The organism is Paraburkholderia sp. D15, assembly GCF_029910215.1.
In the GTDB taxonomy this organism is placed as follows: domain Bacteria; phylum Pseudomonadota; class Gammaproteobacteria; order Burkholderiales; family Burkholderiaceae; genus Paraburkholderia.
This window is the reverse complement of sequence record NZ_CP110396.1, coordinates 544,521-558,130: the sequence shown is the minus strand read 5'-3', so window position 1 is coordinate 558,130 and position 13,610 is coordinate 544,521. Positions and strand designations below refer to the sequence as shown.

The window sequence follows — 13,610 nt, the reverse complement described above, 5'->3', positions numbered from 1 at the left end:
TTCACAGATCGATCTGAATTGACGCGCGAACCGTGCGCGGGGCGCCGAGGGTGGCGGTGCCGCTATCGGTGCCGGTATAGCCGTTCTGGCCAGCCGGCGTGATGTTGGCCCAGTAGTGGCGGTTGGTGACGTTGTCGACGCCGAAACGCAGCGTCACCGCTTTGGCGGCGATCTTCGTGCGGTAACGCGCGCCGAGATTGAAAAGCGTGTAGCCGTCCGCGTAATCGCTGTTCGAATAGTTGGCGGCGCGGCGGCTCGCGTAGTTCATGTCGACGTTAAAACCGAGGCCGGCCACGCTGGGTACGGAGTAATCGACGAGCGCATCGAACACCACGCGCGACAAGCCGAGAATCTGCGTGCCCTCGGTGGCGGCAACGCCGGTGTCATGCAAACGCGGGTCCAGCAACGAGAGCCCGGTGTAGATGTTGAGATCGCGTGTGATCGCGCCGGTCGCGGTCAATTCGATGCCGCGATTGACCTGCTGGCCGCCGTTGGCAAACACGTTATTCGCTTCCACCATCGCGTACGGCCGCTCGATCCGGTACAGCGCGGCGCCGAGCGTCGCGTTTGCAATGTCGACCTTATAGCCGAGTTCCCACTCCTTGCTGCGGTACGGCGCGAGCGAATTGCCCGCATTGACGGTGCCGGACGGCGCGATATCGCCTTGCTGCAGGCTGTCCGCATACGTGATGTACGCGGTCATGTTGTCCTGCGGCTTGTACATCAGGCTGGCCGTCGGACTGACGCCGTCGGCGGTGTACTTGCTCGTGATCGCGCCCTTCGAATTGTAGTTCTCGGCGTGAATCCAGCTTTGGCTCGCGGCCAGCAACATCGACCAGTGCTGATTGAAGTCGATCGTATCGCCGACATTGATCGCCTGCTGGAACGTGCTGACCGAGCGGTAGCGATGCGAGAAATCGGGCAATGCAGGCTCGGCGAAATTCGCCGGATTGCCGAGGTTTCCGGTGCCGAGCGTGATCGCACCCGTTTGGTACGGCGTGTAGCGATTCCAGTAGAAGCCCGTGGTCGACACGAACACATCGTGCGTGAGACCGGCGAGCGCAACATGGCCATTCAGCGCGATCGTATTGCTCACAACCTGGTCGAGGCTGTACGTGGTCGTTGCCGTCGTTGCCGTATACGCGCCCTTGTTGTTGGTGAGCGTGAGTGTCGGCACGGTGGATTGCCGGTCGCTCGTCTCGCGCTGCACGCCGGCGCTCAAATGCCAATCCTTATTGAAGTCGTGCTTCAACGTGGCGCTCATCATGTTCGTGACGTTGTCGTCGCCGGCCCATGACTGACCGTAGCCGACCGTCGCCGGATTCGGAGCGGAGGGCAACAGCACGTTCTTCGCCAGCGCGAAGGTTCCGGGAAAGCCGGTGTCCAGGTAGTGGTACGTGCTGAAGTTGGTTTCGAGCTTCGTGTCGGGCGTGAAGCGGATGTCGAACGCCAGGCTCGCCAACTCGCGGCGCAGACGACTGTCCGAGACATAGCCCTCGCCATTCTGATTGAGCAGGTTGAGCCGGTAGCCGAAACGATCGTCGTTGCCGAAGTGCCCGCTGAGATCCGCGCGCTCGGTGAACAGGCTGTTCGACTCGTAGCCGAAGGTGAATTCACGCAGCGGCTGATCGGTCGGTCGCTTGAGTACGTAGTTGAAGGTGCCTGCGGGGCTCGCGGGACCGTACAGCGCGCCGGCCAAACCGTTCAGCACCTGGATGTTGTCGAACTGCTCGATCGGATAGTCGGTCGTCGCGGCGATGTTCATGCCGTCGATGCGTGTGTTCTGGACTACGCCGGCCTGCATGCCGCGCGTCTGCGGGCGAATATTCCATCCCTGCACGGATGGAATGAACATGAACGCTTCCTGAACGCTGCGCAGTTGCTGATTCTCGGCGAGCGACTGCGGGATGACGTTGATCGAATAAGGCGTATCGAGCAGCGTCTTTTTGCCCAACGGACCGACCACGGCCTGATCGACCTGATACGAAGGGTTGGCCGTGGGTGTGGTTCCGGTGACGGTGATCGGGGCGAGTTGAGCGGTGGGCTCCTGCGCGTAAGCGGGGATGGTTGCCACGATACCTGCGGAGATGAGTGCCAGCGTGCACAGGGCGTAGCGGGAAGGGGGAGTCATTCAGGTTGCCGTTACAAAAAGGGTGGTGCGTAATGTACGGCGAAATATAACGGGGTGTGCAATTTCCTGTAAGGGTCTCCACGCAATAGTGGAAATAGCATAAAAATCGGGGTTAAAAAGTATCGCTTATTGATGTGAAGAATGCGGTTTCAGTCGCTCGGATCAGGGCGCGGGCTGTGTGATTCGGCAGCGTTTCGCGCTCTGCAATAAATCAATTGCGCTTTTCGCGGTAATCCAGTGATGGTCAGTTGAGTGTCGGCGGCTTCCACCGCGATCGCGGATACCACAGGCGGATTCGTACAGCGCATGCATGGGCTCGGTCGCCGCTATTCGCCTTCGGGATAGTCGGGCAGGTCGTCGGTCGCGCGGTCCCAATGCAGTCGCTCCTTGCTCCACGTGTGACTCGTTGGAGCGACGGTGCCGGGATCGTCGAGCGAGCAGTTCGACACGTCGATTACATGGGGCGAATCGGCGTTCGAGTAAGTCAATGGCGTTCCGCAATTCCCGCAGAAGCTGCGAACAACGCGAGGGCTGGATTCGAACGTCTTCGGCTGGCCGAGTATCCAGCGCAGCCCGCTTCTGTCCACGCTGAACCAGGCTACCGCGGGCGCCGCCGAAATCTTCCGGCACGTGGCGCAGTGGCAAAGCGTCGTATCGAAGGGAGTCGCGTGGATCTCGTACCGGATGGCCCGGCAATAGCACCCGCCTGTCAGCATGGCATTCCTCCTCGATATCGCTTCACGACATTGCCGACGAATCAGGACTGACGTTTGACGCGGCCACCAACGGTTTTGCCGGCAGGCTTGCGTGCACCCGCAGTCGATTTACCCGCAGGTTTGCTGCGTGGTTTTTGCATGCTGAAAGGGCTACCGCTGGTGAAGCTTGTGCTTTCGCCTGCAACCGCTGCGCGTTGCGTCGCGGGCTTGTGTTTGTTCTGGGCGCTCTGCGGACGCGTTTTCTGATTAAGTACCTGCGCGGCGCCCGGCGAAGCTTGCGGCACTTTCGGCTTCTTGGGTTTTTTGGGTTTCTTGATGATCTGGCCCGTCGCGCTGGTTTCCGGCACGCGGTGTTCGGCTTCGAAACCCGGCTCTTCTTCTCGCGGCAGCGTCTGCCGGATGAGTGCTTCAATCGCGGCCAGTTGCGGCGCTTCGTCGGCACATACGAGCGACACCGCCACGCCACTCGCACCGGCTCGTCCAGTACGACCAATACGGTGCACATAGTCTTGCGCGACGATAGGCAGATCGACGTTGATCACCAGCGGCAGGTCATCGATATCCAGTCCGCGCGCGGCCACGTCGGTGGCGACGAGCATATGCACTTCGCCCGTCTTGAAGCGCTCCAGCGCACGCAGGCGCGCAGGTTGCGGTTTGTCGCCGTGGATGGTGTCGACCGCATAGCCCGCTTCGTCCAGCAGGGCCGCCAAATAATCCACGCCATTGCGCGTTTTGACGAACACCAGCGCGTGCTGCCAGTTATTCTCGGCGACGAGGTGCATGAAGAGTTCGGGCTTGTTCCTTTTGTCGACCGGCACGACCCACTGCTTGATCTTGCTGGCCGTGGCATTCGGCGGACTGACGCTGATATTGACCGGGTCACATAGAATGCCGGTCGCCATCGCGCGGATATCGTCGGTGAAGGTGGCCGAGAACAGCAGAGTCTGGCGTTGCGCGGGCAGGGCGGCAAAGACGGCGTTGAGTTCGCGCGCAAAGCCAAGATCCAGCATGCGGTCGGCCTCGTCCAGCACCAGCGTTTGTATTTGGTCGAACTGCACTGCGTTCTGACGATTCAGATCCAGCAAACGACCCGGCGTGGCGACGAGCACATCGACGCCTTTGCGCAGTTTCATCATCTGCGGGTTGATACTCACACCGCCGTAAGCGGCCAGAAATCGCAGGTCGAGGCCTTTGCCGTATTCGATAAAGCTTTGCAGCACCTGTTCGGCCAGTTCACGCGTGGGTACCAGCACCAGAACACGCGCGCGATTGCTGGACACCGCCGGGCCGTGTTGCACCAGCCGTTGCAATAAAGGCAGCGCAAAGCCCGCAGTTTTGCCGGTGCCGGTTTGTGCCGCGGCCATGACGTCCTTGCCGCTGAGCACAGCGGGAATCGCCTTGGCCTGGATCGGCGTGGGCGTCTGGTAATTGAGGTCCTGCAGATTACGCAGCAAGGGCGCGATGAGACCAAGCGAGGCAAAAGACATTGGGACGAATTCCGGGTTAAATCATCCGTGAATTTTACCCTTCGTTTGCGTTATCGCGACCCGATCGTCGAACTGCTGCCGATCCACGCGCCTTCAACGTGGGCAATCCCGGACGCAAGAGGAGGCAGAGCGCGATCGGCAATCCGCTGCTTAATTTCATCGCCCGCGACGAAGGTGCCGCGCTCAGAGCAATTCGGCAGCAGATCGCATGCAGCGCTTTCGTTCTTTCCTTAACGCGCGCATGGCATCGCGAAGTGAATCCGGAGCGGAGAAGAGTTGGCGATTGGCGTCGAGTAGCGTCTCGCTTGCGACGACATCGTTGAGCGCACCCAGGCGCTCATGAATCCGCTTGAGTCGTTTTGATTCTTTTAACTTGATCGTCGAGAGGGGCGGTCCGAAGAACTCACGCAGATAACGCACTTTCTTTGCAGCCTTGCGCATTTCGTGCAACGACGCGTCGTCGGGGTGTTTTGCGCGTCTCGCCTTGCGCATTCGTTTGCGAAACACGTGTTGGGCGGCAGTCATTCGCGTGTCGGCAAACTCCTGCAATGACACGCTATTGTCGTGGGCAAGTTGCGCTGCATTGGCGTCGGCTAGTGCATTTCGCAGGGCCGCTCCGGCGCTATCGCATGCGAGGGCGATCCGGCTAAGTTCTAGTGCTTTGGCGCGGGCATTCAGTAGATCGCCGCTGATCGTAGCGCCGTTTTTTTGCGTTCGGTCGATAAGTTCTATCGCGATGTCCCAGTCTCGCGTCGAGCCGGCCGCGTCGGCGAGCTGTTTAAAAAGCGCCTGGTGTGATTCATAGTGCTGTGGTTCCAACATTGGCCGATAAGCCCATAGAAGCGCTCGTAATCGCCGCAACGCCACGCGCAGGCGATGCAGGATTTCCGCGTCGACCTCCGCCTTCTCACCCAGCTCGGCCATCTGCGAAACGGCTTCCTCGACCAGTGGCGACGCGTACGACATGAAGGAAGCAGCGGCGGTGCGTTGCGCATCGTCCGCTTCGCTCGAACCGGACGACGTGCCCTGCTCGACGCCCATTCGATTCTTCATGCGGCGTGACGAACCGTTGCGTGCATCCGCGATCGACGCCGATCGTCGTCGTCCATGTTGAAGTCGGCAAGTTGAAGTTGAACCGTGTCGGAACCGCCGCGCACACGCTTTTCATATGCCTGAGCGAAAATGCGGCTTGAATGGATATAAAAGCACTCGAGCTGCCGGGCATCCGATGCACCACGCTCGAGACCGAAGACTTTTTCGAGTAAATCGCGCGATAGGTAGAAACGCTGATGCCCGCGGCCGAGGCCGAGTTCAAACACAATGCCGTCGCTGGTGTGCGGTACTGCCGCCCAGATGAGTGTATGCCTACTCATGGCGCCCCCGTGAATTGCCAATCTGGATGAAGATTTGTTAATTCATGTTCGCACAAGAAAAATTGCTAGCCAATATATTTGTCAAAATTATGACGATAATAAATTTTGTTATGCGCGGGGAGTGGAATGCTGCGTTGCGGCAAAACCGCCGTAGACTTGGACTTTGCGTTATGGTCGGTCTTGCATGCTGAGCCCAACCACGACGGGAGGACAGACCATGCCGACGTTTCAGCCTTCACCGTGCCAGGCTTCCCCGGTACTGCACGTCTTCGAGCAGGAGGGCGGTTGGCATTGGGGCATCACGATTTCGCGCGCGCGGGGGACTGGGTTCAAGGTGATCGCGTTCAGCGAGCACACGTTCAAGCTGGAGGATGCGGCTCGCGAGGATGGTCGCGAGGCGCTTGCCAGGTTGAGTTCGTAATTGCGTGGATGGACGCCGCCGCTTCAGGCGACCTGATGCGCGGGTGGCAAAAAACAAAAGACGTTCAACAATAAAAGAGACCAAACCATGAAGCGTTGGATGCTGACTTCTGTCGCCGCGTTACTTATGCCGCTACTTGCGCAGGCGACGCCGCCGTTTCGGGAAGATACCGTGACGGTGGAGAAGTCGTCGGGACTGTTCGGCACGAAGATCGAAACACAGATTTATGCGCCGCAGGCGGAAGGCAAGTTTCCGATGGTCGTTATTAACCACGGTCACTTCACGCTTCCGGCTGCTGCCGATCTGCGGGAAGTGTTTCGTGGGCAGGCACTGGAGTTCGTCAAACGGGGATATGTCGTCGTTGTGCCGTATCGCCCCGGCTATTCACATTCCAGTGGGGACAACTCCATTCGTATAGCTTGTTTTAACGCGTCAGTTGGTCGCCAGTGGGCCGATGATGTGAATGCTGCTATCGACTATGCCCGCGGTTTGCCAAATGTGGACGGCAGTAAGATCGTCGTGCTTGGCCACTCGCAGGGCGGGTTCACGAGCGTCGCCTTGGGGGCGATGAACGTGCCGGGTGTTCTTGGTGTCGTCAATTTCGTTGGGGCGGCAAAGCAGCCGCATTGTCAGGACGGTTATGGACCCGCGACCGATTCGTTTGCTTCGTTCGGCAAGACGAGTACGGTGCCTGCGTTGTTCGTGTATGGCGATAACGATGACTATGGTTCAGCGGCGCCGGCTGACTCCGTGCCGCACGCGTATCTCAAGGCGTATAACGATGCGGGTGGGCATGCGACGCTTTATGACTACGGGACATATGGGCGGGATTCGCATGTAATGTTCAGTCACCAGGACGGAGTGCCGATCTGGGAGCCTCCGGTTGGGCAGTTTTTTAAGTCACTGGGATTGAACTGGGATGTGAGGTATCCGATGCATGTGCGTTATGCGTGGAGTAGGACGAAGTCGCAGGCTATGGCGGCGGGGGGGAATGTGGAGAGTGGTGAGGGGGCTGACGATGAGTAATAGATTGCTGTCGACCCGGAGCGGTCACCCGGTTTAACCAGCAGCGGCCATTCGAACGTGACAACTTTCCGCATTTGCGTCACGGCTTTCGAAGTGCAAGATAACTCATCGTGTCTGTGTAGCTGAGCACGTCGGTACCGTCGCATTTCAGACCATAAATCCAGTAGCTGATCATGGAGCCGTGCATGGGATAAAACTCGAATTCGGCCCGTCCGCAACTTGCGAGTGAGGACAGTTTTGCTTGATTGAAAGCGCCGGTGTCTCGCACATAGACGTCGTGGCCGCCGCGCTGCGGGAAGACCAGGAACGTCGCTAACAGATCCCGACCATCGTCCAGTTGGATTTCGAGGTACGGAATGTGGTTTGATATCCTGGTGATTCGCCCTCGTGCATGCACCAGATCGGCCTCGTTCGGTGCCGTGTACCGCGCATAGTCGTGTTTGTCGCCGAGTTTTTGTACGTACAAGACGACGAACCCTACTAACAGCGACGCAACTATCATCACGCCAATGCCCAGTTTTACTTTCTTCAAGGCAAACGCAACGTCGGGGTTCGAGGACATTTGATCGGACGATGGCATGGCATCCAAGTAGGCATGCAGCGGTTCTGGTCGTGCCGTCATTGTCGACGATTCCGGCGTCCCCGTCGAATGACTCGTCGTGGCCGGCAAGCGCCCGACGACCGAGCGCGCAGATTGCAAGGCGTGCCCTCTCACGCAATGGTATAAAGCAACCCGAATGCGCTAAGGTTAATAGAGTGTCAGAGGCTTGGCTCGGTTCTCGGGTCTGCCGCGAGTCCGGCATCCCTGCGCGAGGCCTCCAGTACCTGTCGCCCCATCTCCATCTTGTCGGACGAAGAAAGTGTGACGATGTTGGGAAACGCGAGTTTGGCGCTTTCGAGTTTTGATTGCGCCACAGGATCATCTTCAATGACCTTCTCCGGGAAGACGGCGATGAACCACAGCTGAAAGACCTGCGCCTCTACAGGGCTGCCCTGCCGAAATCGTATGTAATCCTCCACTGCCAGAAACAGGATGGCGACAACGTTGGCCTCGCGCAGTTCGACCGAGCTATCAGGGTTCGGGTCTTGCTCGGCGTGCTTGAAGAAGTTTCGACACGGCTCGTTAATGTGGTACTTCAGGGTGTGTCCGGCTGGAAGGCTTTCGCGGACCTGCATAGAGAAGCTTTCCACGCCCGCGCTCGTGCAGAGCACGTCGATGACCTCCCATGCATTCGATGCCAACGAGTAAACGGAAACGGGATCGCCGCCATCGAAGAAAAGGCGAATGGCAGTGACGAGTTGCCGTCGGGCGGCGTCGATTTTTGTCACGAGCATGTTCTTCTATCCCTGCACATGAACCCGATGGAACATTTCTGCGACGGCCTGGTTGACCGCTTCGGGGTTCCTTGCATGCTGGTCGGGGGCGGCGTATTTCAGCATGTAGCTCGCCATCATGCGCGTGATCGCATCCGCCTCGGTACGAACCCACTGCGCGAGCCGGATCACGTCCTCATAGCTGGCCGGGTCGTTGTCGTCGTTCGCGGGCCAGCCGTTACGAAGAAACCAACGGTGCATGAGTTCGTTGCGACGGTCAATCAGGGTGTTGAGTTGGTCCTCCAGATCTGCCGCGATCTGCCCGTGCTGCGAGAGGGCCTTCACCACATTCGCCGTAGCGTTTTTATACCGCCCCTCTTCGATCATCCCGCCCGTCGTCTGAAGGTACGCGGGATCAGTGATCATCTTGAAGCCCTCGTGGATCGACACGAAGGCCACCTCGAACATCTGCATCGCAATGACCGCACGCCCGATCGCCGCGTAAGCCTGCTCCATGCGTTTCTCCCGTAGTGAGGCTGCGCGAAAATTGTAAGTGCAATGCCCCCGCTGCCTACGCCTACTCATGTATTTTCTGGAAGAGTTCGACCATGGATTGGCGCTAGCCGACGTCAAATGGGTCGAATGACCTATACGCGCCGCGTTTCAGCCATATGTCACCGTCTAGCGGGCGTCGCCTCGTGGCCGCACCACGCCCGACGCGCTTCTCGCTCAACTCACACGAGATCTGATTTTTTCAGCACCTTCACAAATTCGCGGACTATCCCCACACACGTCCGATGTTCAACGATGGCATCTAGCAAAGACAACAGGTCTCGCAGTTCGCCTTTCGTGAGAGGACCATATTCTCCACTGATTTCCTCGAAGCGCGAGGTACCGCGCGAGGCGGTCGAGCGGTGCAGTCCGTACTCTTTCGCCTCGCCATCCACTGAGAGCTGAAGCCACAGGGACCCCCCATCAGAAGCGACAGCGCAGTTGGCTACAACTGCGGAAGGCGATGTGTAGTCTGTCATATTGAATTTGTAATACATGGTCATCAAAGAACAGGGTTAGGTTCCATGTGTTCGGAGATTAGATATTGCGATTAAGTCAGCATGGAACCTGGTACCGTTCGATTGTTGACGATCTACCGCGCGATGTCGAAGGTCCGCTGCTGGCCGAATTGTGCCCAATGGCCCACACGTATGAATTCTTAGCCAGCGCATCGCGCGTCAGACCTAGCCGACCCACAACAGCCCGTCAGATTTCTCCAAAACGGCCAATCCCAGCCGTTCAAGCCTTACGCATCCATCGTTGACTTTGCTCGATCATTGCCTCGCACGAAACGCGTAACGACGGAAACACTCTCATTACCCTACGCAGATGCTCAATGCGGCTCGAATGCTCGGTGAATGGGCAGGCATCCTGATGCAGTGCGACCCAAACCTTATTCAAATCCGAGCAATCACTAACCCACTTTTCCAGGGTGCACATGATGCGCTTGCCATTGTCGTTTGTTCGCCACGCCCATAGGTTTAACAGGTCGGCAATATCCTGCAGGCAATAATTCTCCGGCAGGTCGGACCAAAGCAATTCCGCCAAATCGCTGGTTTCTCCGTACGCACCAAGCAGGTGACGAACATTTTCTTCGTCACCTCGAAAGCCTGCGGTCCTCAGTGTTGCAACCTCGTCTAAGGTTGCGCGAACAAGTGCAAACCTGTCTGCCATTAGTAAATGATGTCAGAAAATACTGGTTGTTTTCCAATCGTAGCCAGCGCTGCCTGATGGATCGTTAACGATCTACGGCTCATTGTCGAGCGGCCGCTCGTGGCCGAACCCGGTCGGACGCTGACCTCAATCGATCGCTGATCGCAGCGAGTATCGACCCGGATACGAAATTTCACATTTCTAGTAAGTAGATGTTCAATCAAGCAACTTATCGACTTGTGCAGAACAGCCTTTGCAACCGCACACTACTTACTTTCACTTCTCGCTCTACTCACCGCAATCACCTGCAAAACTAACCAAAAACAACACCACAGAACCCCAGCACAGTAAACCCATTTGATCCTTTCCTGAACTTCTCCGGCCCGCTCGTCAAGCCCAGCCTGCGTCAACCGAAACACTTCCACACCGGAAATTAATAACCGTACCGCATGTTTTCCACAGAATTCCGCCCGCACTGGCGAGCCTTCATGGCCGACGAATAAGCCGCTCTCAAAAGGACCGCAGACCCCTTTGCCCACACAGCCAGACAGAAGTACGACGTTGTTGCCGGATTCCTCGACAGAGTACATACCATCGGCGCCAGACAGGAGCCCTTCAGCAACCTTCGTTGGTACAACGCTCCCATCTTCGCCCACCTTGCATATTCCAGACAGCCGGATCGGTGAGTCCGGCAACAGGACGAATAACATCAATATCAGCAATCCGAAAGCAATCATCGCGAGCGGGAGCCGGCTCATTTTTTTCGATTTGTAGTCTGGTGTCATTCGCGGCAACGAGCGTTCGGACGTTGAAAAATGATTTCGGAAAGCATTCGAAATTCTATATCGGAACATCTATGTCTTTGCAGCGGCGACCAGGCCGAATGTCTCAAGGTGGCCGACAGTCGCGCGATCCACGCTCAACCCCGTAGCACCCCCAAAATCCCCCCCAACACTCTCGCATTCCTCTGTCCCTGATCCTCAAAGCAGTTATTAAAAATCACATGTGTCCTTCCGGCCTTCGTCGCAATCGCCCGAATCGGCTCCGCAAGCTCACGCAACTCCTCCTCGCTGTAATCGTAATCAAACCGATCCGCCGCGCTCGCTGCGCCCGTCGCGCTCCACGTTTGCGTATTGCGTCCATGCAATCGCACCATCGCCAACTCAGGATGCGTCACTTCCCACACCGTATGCACGCGATTCGTCACATCCGGCGGCGCATCGACGATCACATGCACGATGCCGCGTTCACGCAGAAATTCCAGCGACCATGCCACATGCTCCGCATCGAACCATGACTGATTGCGAAACTCCGCAGCGATCAGATAGCCCGCCATACGGCTTCTGCATTCATCGACAAGCGCAACACCCTCTGGCGCGCGCGTAATCCACGGCGCGAACTGAAACAGCACCGCGCCGAGCCGGCCACTCAAGCGCAACGGTTCAAGCGCTTCGCGATAGCGGCGCCACAATTCATCGAGGATATCGGCGGGCAGATCGCGGTAGTACACGTTCTTTTTGCGGGGGCCGACGATACCCGCGGGCAACGCCATCGCAATGTCCTTGGGTAGCGCATCCGGCGAGGTCTGGTGTCCGGTGAACAACCGGAACGCCTTGAAATTGAACGTGAATCCATCAGGCGTGCGCTCGGTCCACAACTGCGCGTTGCTGGCCGAAGGCATCGCGTAATAAGCGGAATCGACTTCGACCAGCGGGAATTGCGACGCGTAAAACCGCAGACGCGCTTCGGCGCTATTACTGCCGCGCGGGTAGAAGCGCTTGCAGGCGATCAGCGTCTTATCGGTCCAACCGGCGGTGCCGCAGAGGATGTCCATGATCGAAGTCCCGAGTGTCAAAGCGTGCGCACCGACCGGGCGGGTCGAATCATTGTAGGTCACAACGTTGTGACGTCGGCATCGCGGTCACCCATCGCGCTCGCTCATCGCGCCCGTCGTTTCAAGCGCTCAATAGCGCCCGTCGCACTGCTGAACTGAAAACGAAAGCCTCGGGCCCATTTCCTGCTCCGGACACTTGCCCGCCCACGCCGCCGGGCGCAAGCTGAGGCAGAACAAGCGAAAAAAAGCGCAGAGCAGACACACCAAACGCAGAACAGACAAACACCAACGCACACCCAACACGCACACCTCGAACACCAATAAAAAGCGGACCCGAAGATGCCGAAGAAAACATCCCCACGCAGCAAACTCCCGAAACCCGACGCCCGCCAGGCGCTGCTCATCACGCGCCGCAACGCACGCATGGCGCGCTCGGCGCACGCCTACGTACGCGGCAACACCGGCAAGTTCTACGAATGGCTCGACGGCATGGAGAGTCACACCTTGCCGGAGGGCCCCGCGATCTGGATCTGCGGCGATTGCCACACCGGCAATCTCGGCCCGGTCGCCGATGCGCAAGGTCGCGTCGAAATCCAGATTCGCGATCTCGATCAGACCGTGATCGGCAACCCGGCGCACGATCTGATCCGCCTTGGCCTCTCGCTGGCGACGGCTGCACGCGGCTCCGATCTGCCCGGCGTAACGACGGTGCGCATGATGGAAGCGCTCGCGGACGGCTACGAGCGCGCGTTCGACGAAGCCGCCGGCGACGCCGACATCCACGCGGAAAAACCCGAGGCGGTGCGCGTGGTGATGAAGGAGGCGGTGCGCCGCTCATGGCGTCATCTGGCGGAGGAGCGGATCGAAGACATCGAACCGAGCATCCCGCTCGGCGCGCGCTTCTGGCCGCTGGGCAAGAGCGAGCGGCGCGAGATCGGCAAGCTGTTCGAGAAAGGCTCGCTGGTACGGCTTGCGACCATGCTGCGCGGCGCGGGCGACGATGCCGACGTCGACGTCCTCGACGCCGCATATTGGGTCAAAGGCTGCAGCTCGCTGGGACGCTTGCGTTACGCGGTGCTGCTCGACATCGACGGCGCCGCGATGGAGGGCGACGACCTCTGCCTGATCGACATCAAGGAAGCGGCGCAGGCCGCGGCGCCGCGCTATCCCGGCGTGCGGATGCCGCGCGATAACGCCGAGCGGGTGGTGGAGGGCGCGCGGCATCTGTCGCCATCGCTGGGCGAACGGATGCGGGCGGCGCGTCTGCAGGACCGCGCGGTGGTGATTCGCGAGTTGCTGCCGCAGGACATGAAGCTGACCATCGAACAGCTGACCCGCGACGAAGCGATGAAGGCGGCACGCTTTCTCGCGCTGGTAGTGGGTAACGCGCACGCGCGGCAGATGGATAGCGTCGAACGCAAAGCCTGGCTGACCGAACTGCGGCGCAATCGCTCGAAGACCCTGGATGCGCCCGGCTGGCTCTGGAAAAGCATCGTCGAACTGGTGAGCAGTCACTCGGCCGGCTATCTGGAACATTGCCGGCGTTACGCGACCGAACGCCGGGATACCTGAACGACGAAACCAGGCGGTCAGAAAAAAAGACC

Annotated in this window: 15 protein-coding genes; 3 read left to right on the top strand and 12 right to left on the bottom strand. The window is 58.8% G+C overall.

What is annotated here, in order from left to right:
- Position 1: 1 nt before the first annotated feature.
- From LFL96_RS22210 to LFL96_RS22190, 5 genes are all read right to left on the bottom strand, one after another.
- Positions 2-2,131 (bottom strand): TonB-dependent siderophore receptor, encoded by a 2,130-nt coding sequence (locus LFL96_RS22210; RefSeq protein WP_281002854.1) that lies wholly within the window; start codon positions 2,129-2,131, stop codon positions 2-4.
- A 326-nt stretch (positions 2,132-2,457) separates the two neighbouring features.
- Positions 2,458-2,847 carry a GFA family protein gene (locus LFL96_RS22205; protein WP_281002853.1) on the bottom strand — a complete coding sequence of 130 codons (390 nt, stop codon included), beginning with the start codon at positions 2,845-2,847 and terminating at the stop codon, positions 2,458-2,460.
- Between the two features lie 41 nt (positions 2,848-2,888).
- Entirely contained in the window at positions 2,889-4,334 is a 1,446-nt protein-coding gene (locus tag LFL96_RS22200) for a DEAD/DEAH box helicase (RefSeq protein ID WP_281002852.1), read from the bottom strand.
- Between the two features lie 183 nt (positions 4,335-4,517).
- On the bottom strand, positions 4,518-5,375 hold the full coding sequence (locus LFL96_RS22195; protein ID WP_281002851.1) for a CHAD domain-containing protein: 858 nt from the start codon (positions 5,373-5,375) through the stop codon (positions 4,518-4,520).
- A gap of 8 nt (positions 5,376-5,383) precedes the next feature.
- Positions 5,384-5,707 (bottom strand): hypothetical protein, encoded by a 324-nt coding sequence (locus LFL96_RS22190; RefSeq protein ID WP_281002850.1) that lies wholly within the window; start codon positions 5,705-5,707, stop codon positions 5,384-5,386.
- 217 nt (positions 5,708-5,924) lie between these two features.
- Here LFL96_RS22190 and LFL96_RS22185 point away from each other — a divergent pair, with 217 nt between their 5' ends.
- Both LFL96_RS22185 and LFL96_RS22180 read left to right on the top strand, forming a co-directional pair.
- The gene (locus tag LFL96_RS22185) at positions 5,925-6,128 is read left to right on the top strand and encodes a hypothetical protein (protein WP_281002849.1); all 204 of its coding nucleotides are present in this window, start codon (positions 5,925-5,927) and stop codon (positions 6,126-6,128) included.
- An 87-nt stretch (positions 6,129-6,215) separates the two neighbouring features.
- Positions 6,216-7,154: a CocE/NonD family hydrolase gene (locus LFL96_RS22180; RefSeq protein WP_281002848.1), complete on the top strand. Its 939-nt coding sequence runs from the start codon at positions 6,216-6,218 to the stop codon at positions 7,152-7,154.
- Positions 7,155-7,233: 79 nt separating this feature from the next.
- Here LFL96_RS22180 and LFL96_RS22175 read toward each other — a convergent pair whose 3' ends face one another.
- The 7 genes from LFL96_RS22175 to LFL96_RS22145 all read right to left on the bottom strand — a co-directional run bounded on the left by LFL96_RS22175 (position 7,234) and on the right by LFL96_RS22145 (position 12,006).
- Positions 7,234-7,776 (bottom strand): hypothetical protein, encoded by a 543-nt coding sequence (locus tag LFL96_RS22175; protein ID WP_281002847.1) that lies wholly within the window; start codon positions 7,774-7,776, stop codon positions 7,234-7,236.
- Between the two features lie 137 nt (positions 7,777-7,913).
- A complete protein-coding gene (locus tag LFL96_RS22170) occupies positions 7,914-8,489 on the bottom strand; it encodes a hypothetical protein (protein WP_281002846.1) in 576 nt (191 codons plus the stop codon).
- A 6-nt stretch (positions 8,490-8,495) separates the two neighbouring features.
- The gene (locus LFL96_RS22165; RefSeq protein WP_281002845.1) at positions 8,496-8,984 is read right to left on the bottom strand and encodes a hypothetical protein; all 489 of its coding nucleotides are present in this window, start codon (positions 8,982-8,984) and stop codon (positions 8,496-8,498) included.
- Positions 8,985-9,202: 218 nt separating this feature from the next.
- Positions 9,203-9,517, bottom strand: coding sequence for a hypothetical protein (locus LFL96_RS22160; RefSeq protein ID WP_281002844.1), 315 nt, complete (start codon positions 9,515-9,517; stop codon positions 9,203-9,205).
- 241 nt (positions 9,518-9,758) lie between these two features.
- Positions 9,759-10,193 (bottom strand): hypothetical protein, encoded by a 435-nt coding sequence (locus LFL96_RS22155; protein ID WP_281002843.1) that lies wholly within the window; start codon positions 10,191-10,193, stop codon positions 9,759-9,761.
- A 245-nt stretch (positions 10,194-10,438) separates the two neighbouring features.
- Positions 10,439-10,957: a hypothetical protein gene (locus LFL96_RS22150; protein ID WP_281002842.1), complete on the bottom strand. Its 519-nt coding sequence runs from the start codon at positions 10,955-10,957 to the stop codon at positions 10,439-10,441.
- 134 nt (positions 10,958-11,091) lie between these two features.
- A complete protein-coding gene (locus LFL96_RS22145; RefSeq protein WP_281003830.1) occupies positions 11,092-12,006 on the bottom strand; it encodes a DUF72 domain-containing protein in 915 nt (304 codons plus the stop codon).
- Between the two features lie 339 nt (positions 12,007-12,345).
- Between LFL96_RS22145 and LFL96_RS22140 the strand changes: the two genes are divergently transcribed.
- Positions 12,346-13,578, top strand: a complete 1,233-nt coding sequence (locus LFL96_RS22140) for a DUF2252 domain-containing protein (protein ID WP_281002841.1) — start codon at positions 12,346-12,348, stop codon at positions 13,576-13,578.
- Positions 13,579-13,610 lie beyond the last annotated feature (32 nt).

What these genes read in the sequence shown, in the direction of transcription:
- LFL96_RS22210 (WP_281002854.1), bottom strand. Translation starts at nt 2,131, where the DNA reads ATGACTCCCCCTTCCCGCTACGCCCTGTGCACGCTGGCACTCATCTCC.
- LFL96_RS22205 (WP_281002853.1), bottom strand. Translation starts at nt 2,847, where the DNA reads ATGCTGACAGGCGGGTGCTATTGCCGGGCCATCCGGTACGAGATCCAC.
- LFL96_RS22200 (WP_281002852.1), bottom strand. Translation starts at nt 4,334, where the DNA reads ATGTCTTTTGCCTCGCTTGGTCTCATCGCGCCCTTGCTGCGTAATCTG.
- LFL96_RS22195 (WP_281002851.1), bottom strand. Translation starts at nt 5,375, where the DNA reads ATGGGCGTCGAGCAGGGCACGTCGTCCGGTTCGAGCGAAGCGGACGAT.
- LFL96_RS22190 (WP_281002850.1), bottom strand. Translation starts at nt 5,707, where the DNA reads ATGAGTAGGCATACACTCATCTGGGCGGCAGTACCGCACACCAGCGAC.
- LFL96_RS22185 (WP_281002849.1), top strand. Translation starts at nt 5,925, where the DNA reads ATGCCGACGTTTCAGCCTTCACCGTGCCAGGCTTCCCCGGTACTGCAC.
- LFL96_RS22180 (WP_281002848.1), top strand. Translation starts at nt 6,216, where the DNA reads ATGAAGCGTTGGATGCTGACTTCTGTCGCCGCGTTACTTATGCCGCTA.
- LFL96_RS22175 (WP_281002847.1), bottom strand. Translation starts at nt 7,776, where the DNA reads ATGACGGCACGACCAGAACCGCTGCATGCCTACTTGGATGCCATGCCA.
- LFL96_RS22170 (WP_281002846.1), bottom strand. Translation starts at nt 8,489, where the DNA reads ATGCTCGTGACAAAAATCGACGCCGCCCGACGGCAACTCGTCACTGCC.
- LFL96_RS22165 (WP_281002845.1), bottom strand. Translation starts at nt 8,984, where the DNA reads ATGGAGCAGGCTTACGCGGCGATCGGGCGTGCGGTCATTGCGATGCAG.
- LFL96_RS22160 (WP_281002844.1), bottom strand. Translation starts at nt 9,517, where the DNA reads ATGTATTACAAATTCAATATGACAGACTACACATCGCCTTCCGCAGTT.
- LFL96_RS22155 (WP_281002843.1), bottom strand. Translation starts at nt 10,193, where the DNA reads ATGGCAGACAGGTTTGCACTTGTTCGCGCAACCTTAGACGAGGTTGCA.
- LFL96_RS22150 (WP_281002842.1), bottom strand. Translation starts at nt 10,957, where the DNA reads ATGACACCAGACTACAAATCGAAAAAAATGAGCCGGCTCCCGCTCGCG.
- LFL96_RS22145 (WP_281003830.1), bottom strand. Translation starts at nt 12,006, where the DNA reads ATGGACATCCTCTGCGGCACCGCCGGTTGGACCGATAAGACGCTGATC.
- LFL96_RS22140 (WP_281002841.1), top strand. Translation starts at nt 12,346, where the DNA reads ATGCCGAAGAAAACATCCCCACGCAGCAAACTCCCGAAACCCGACGCC.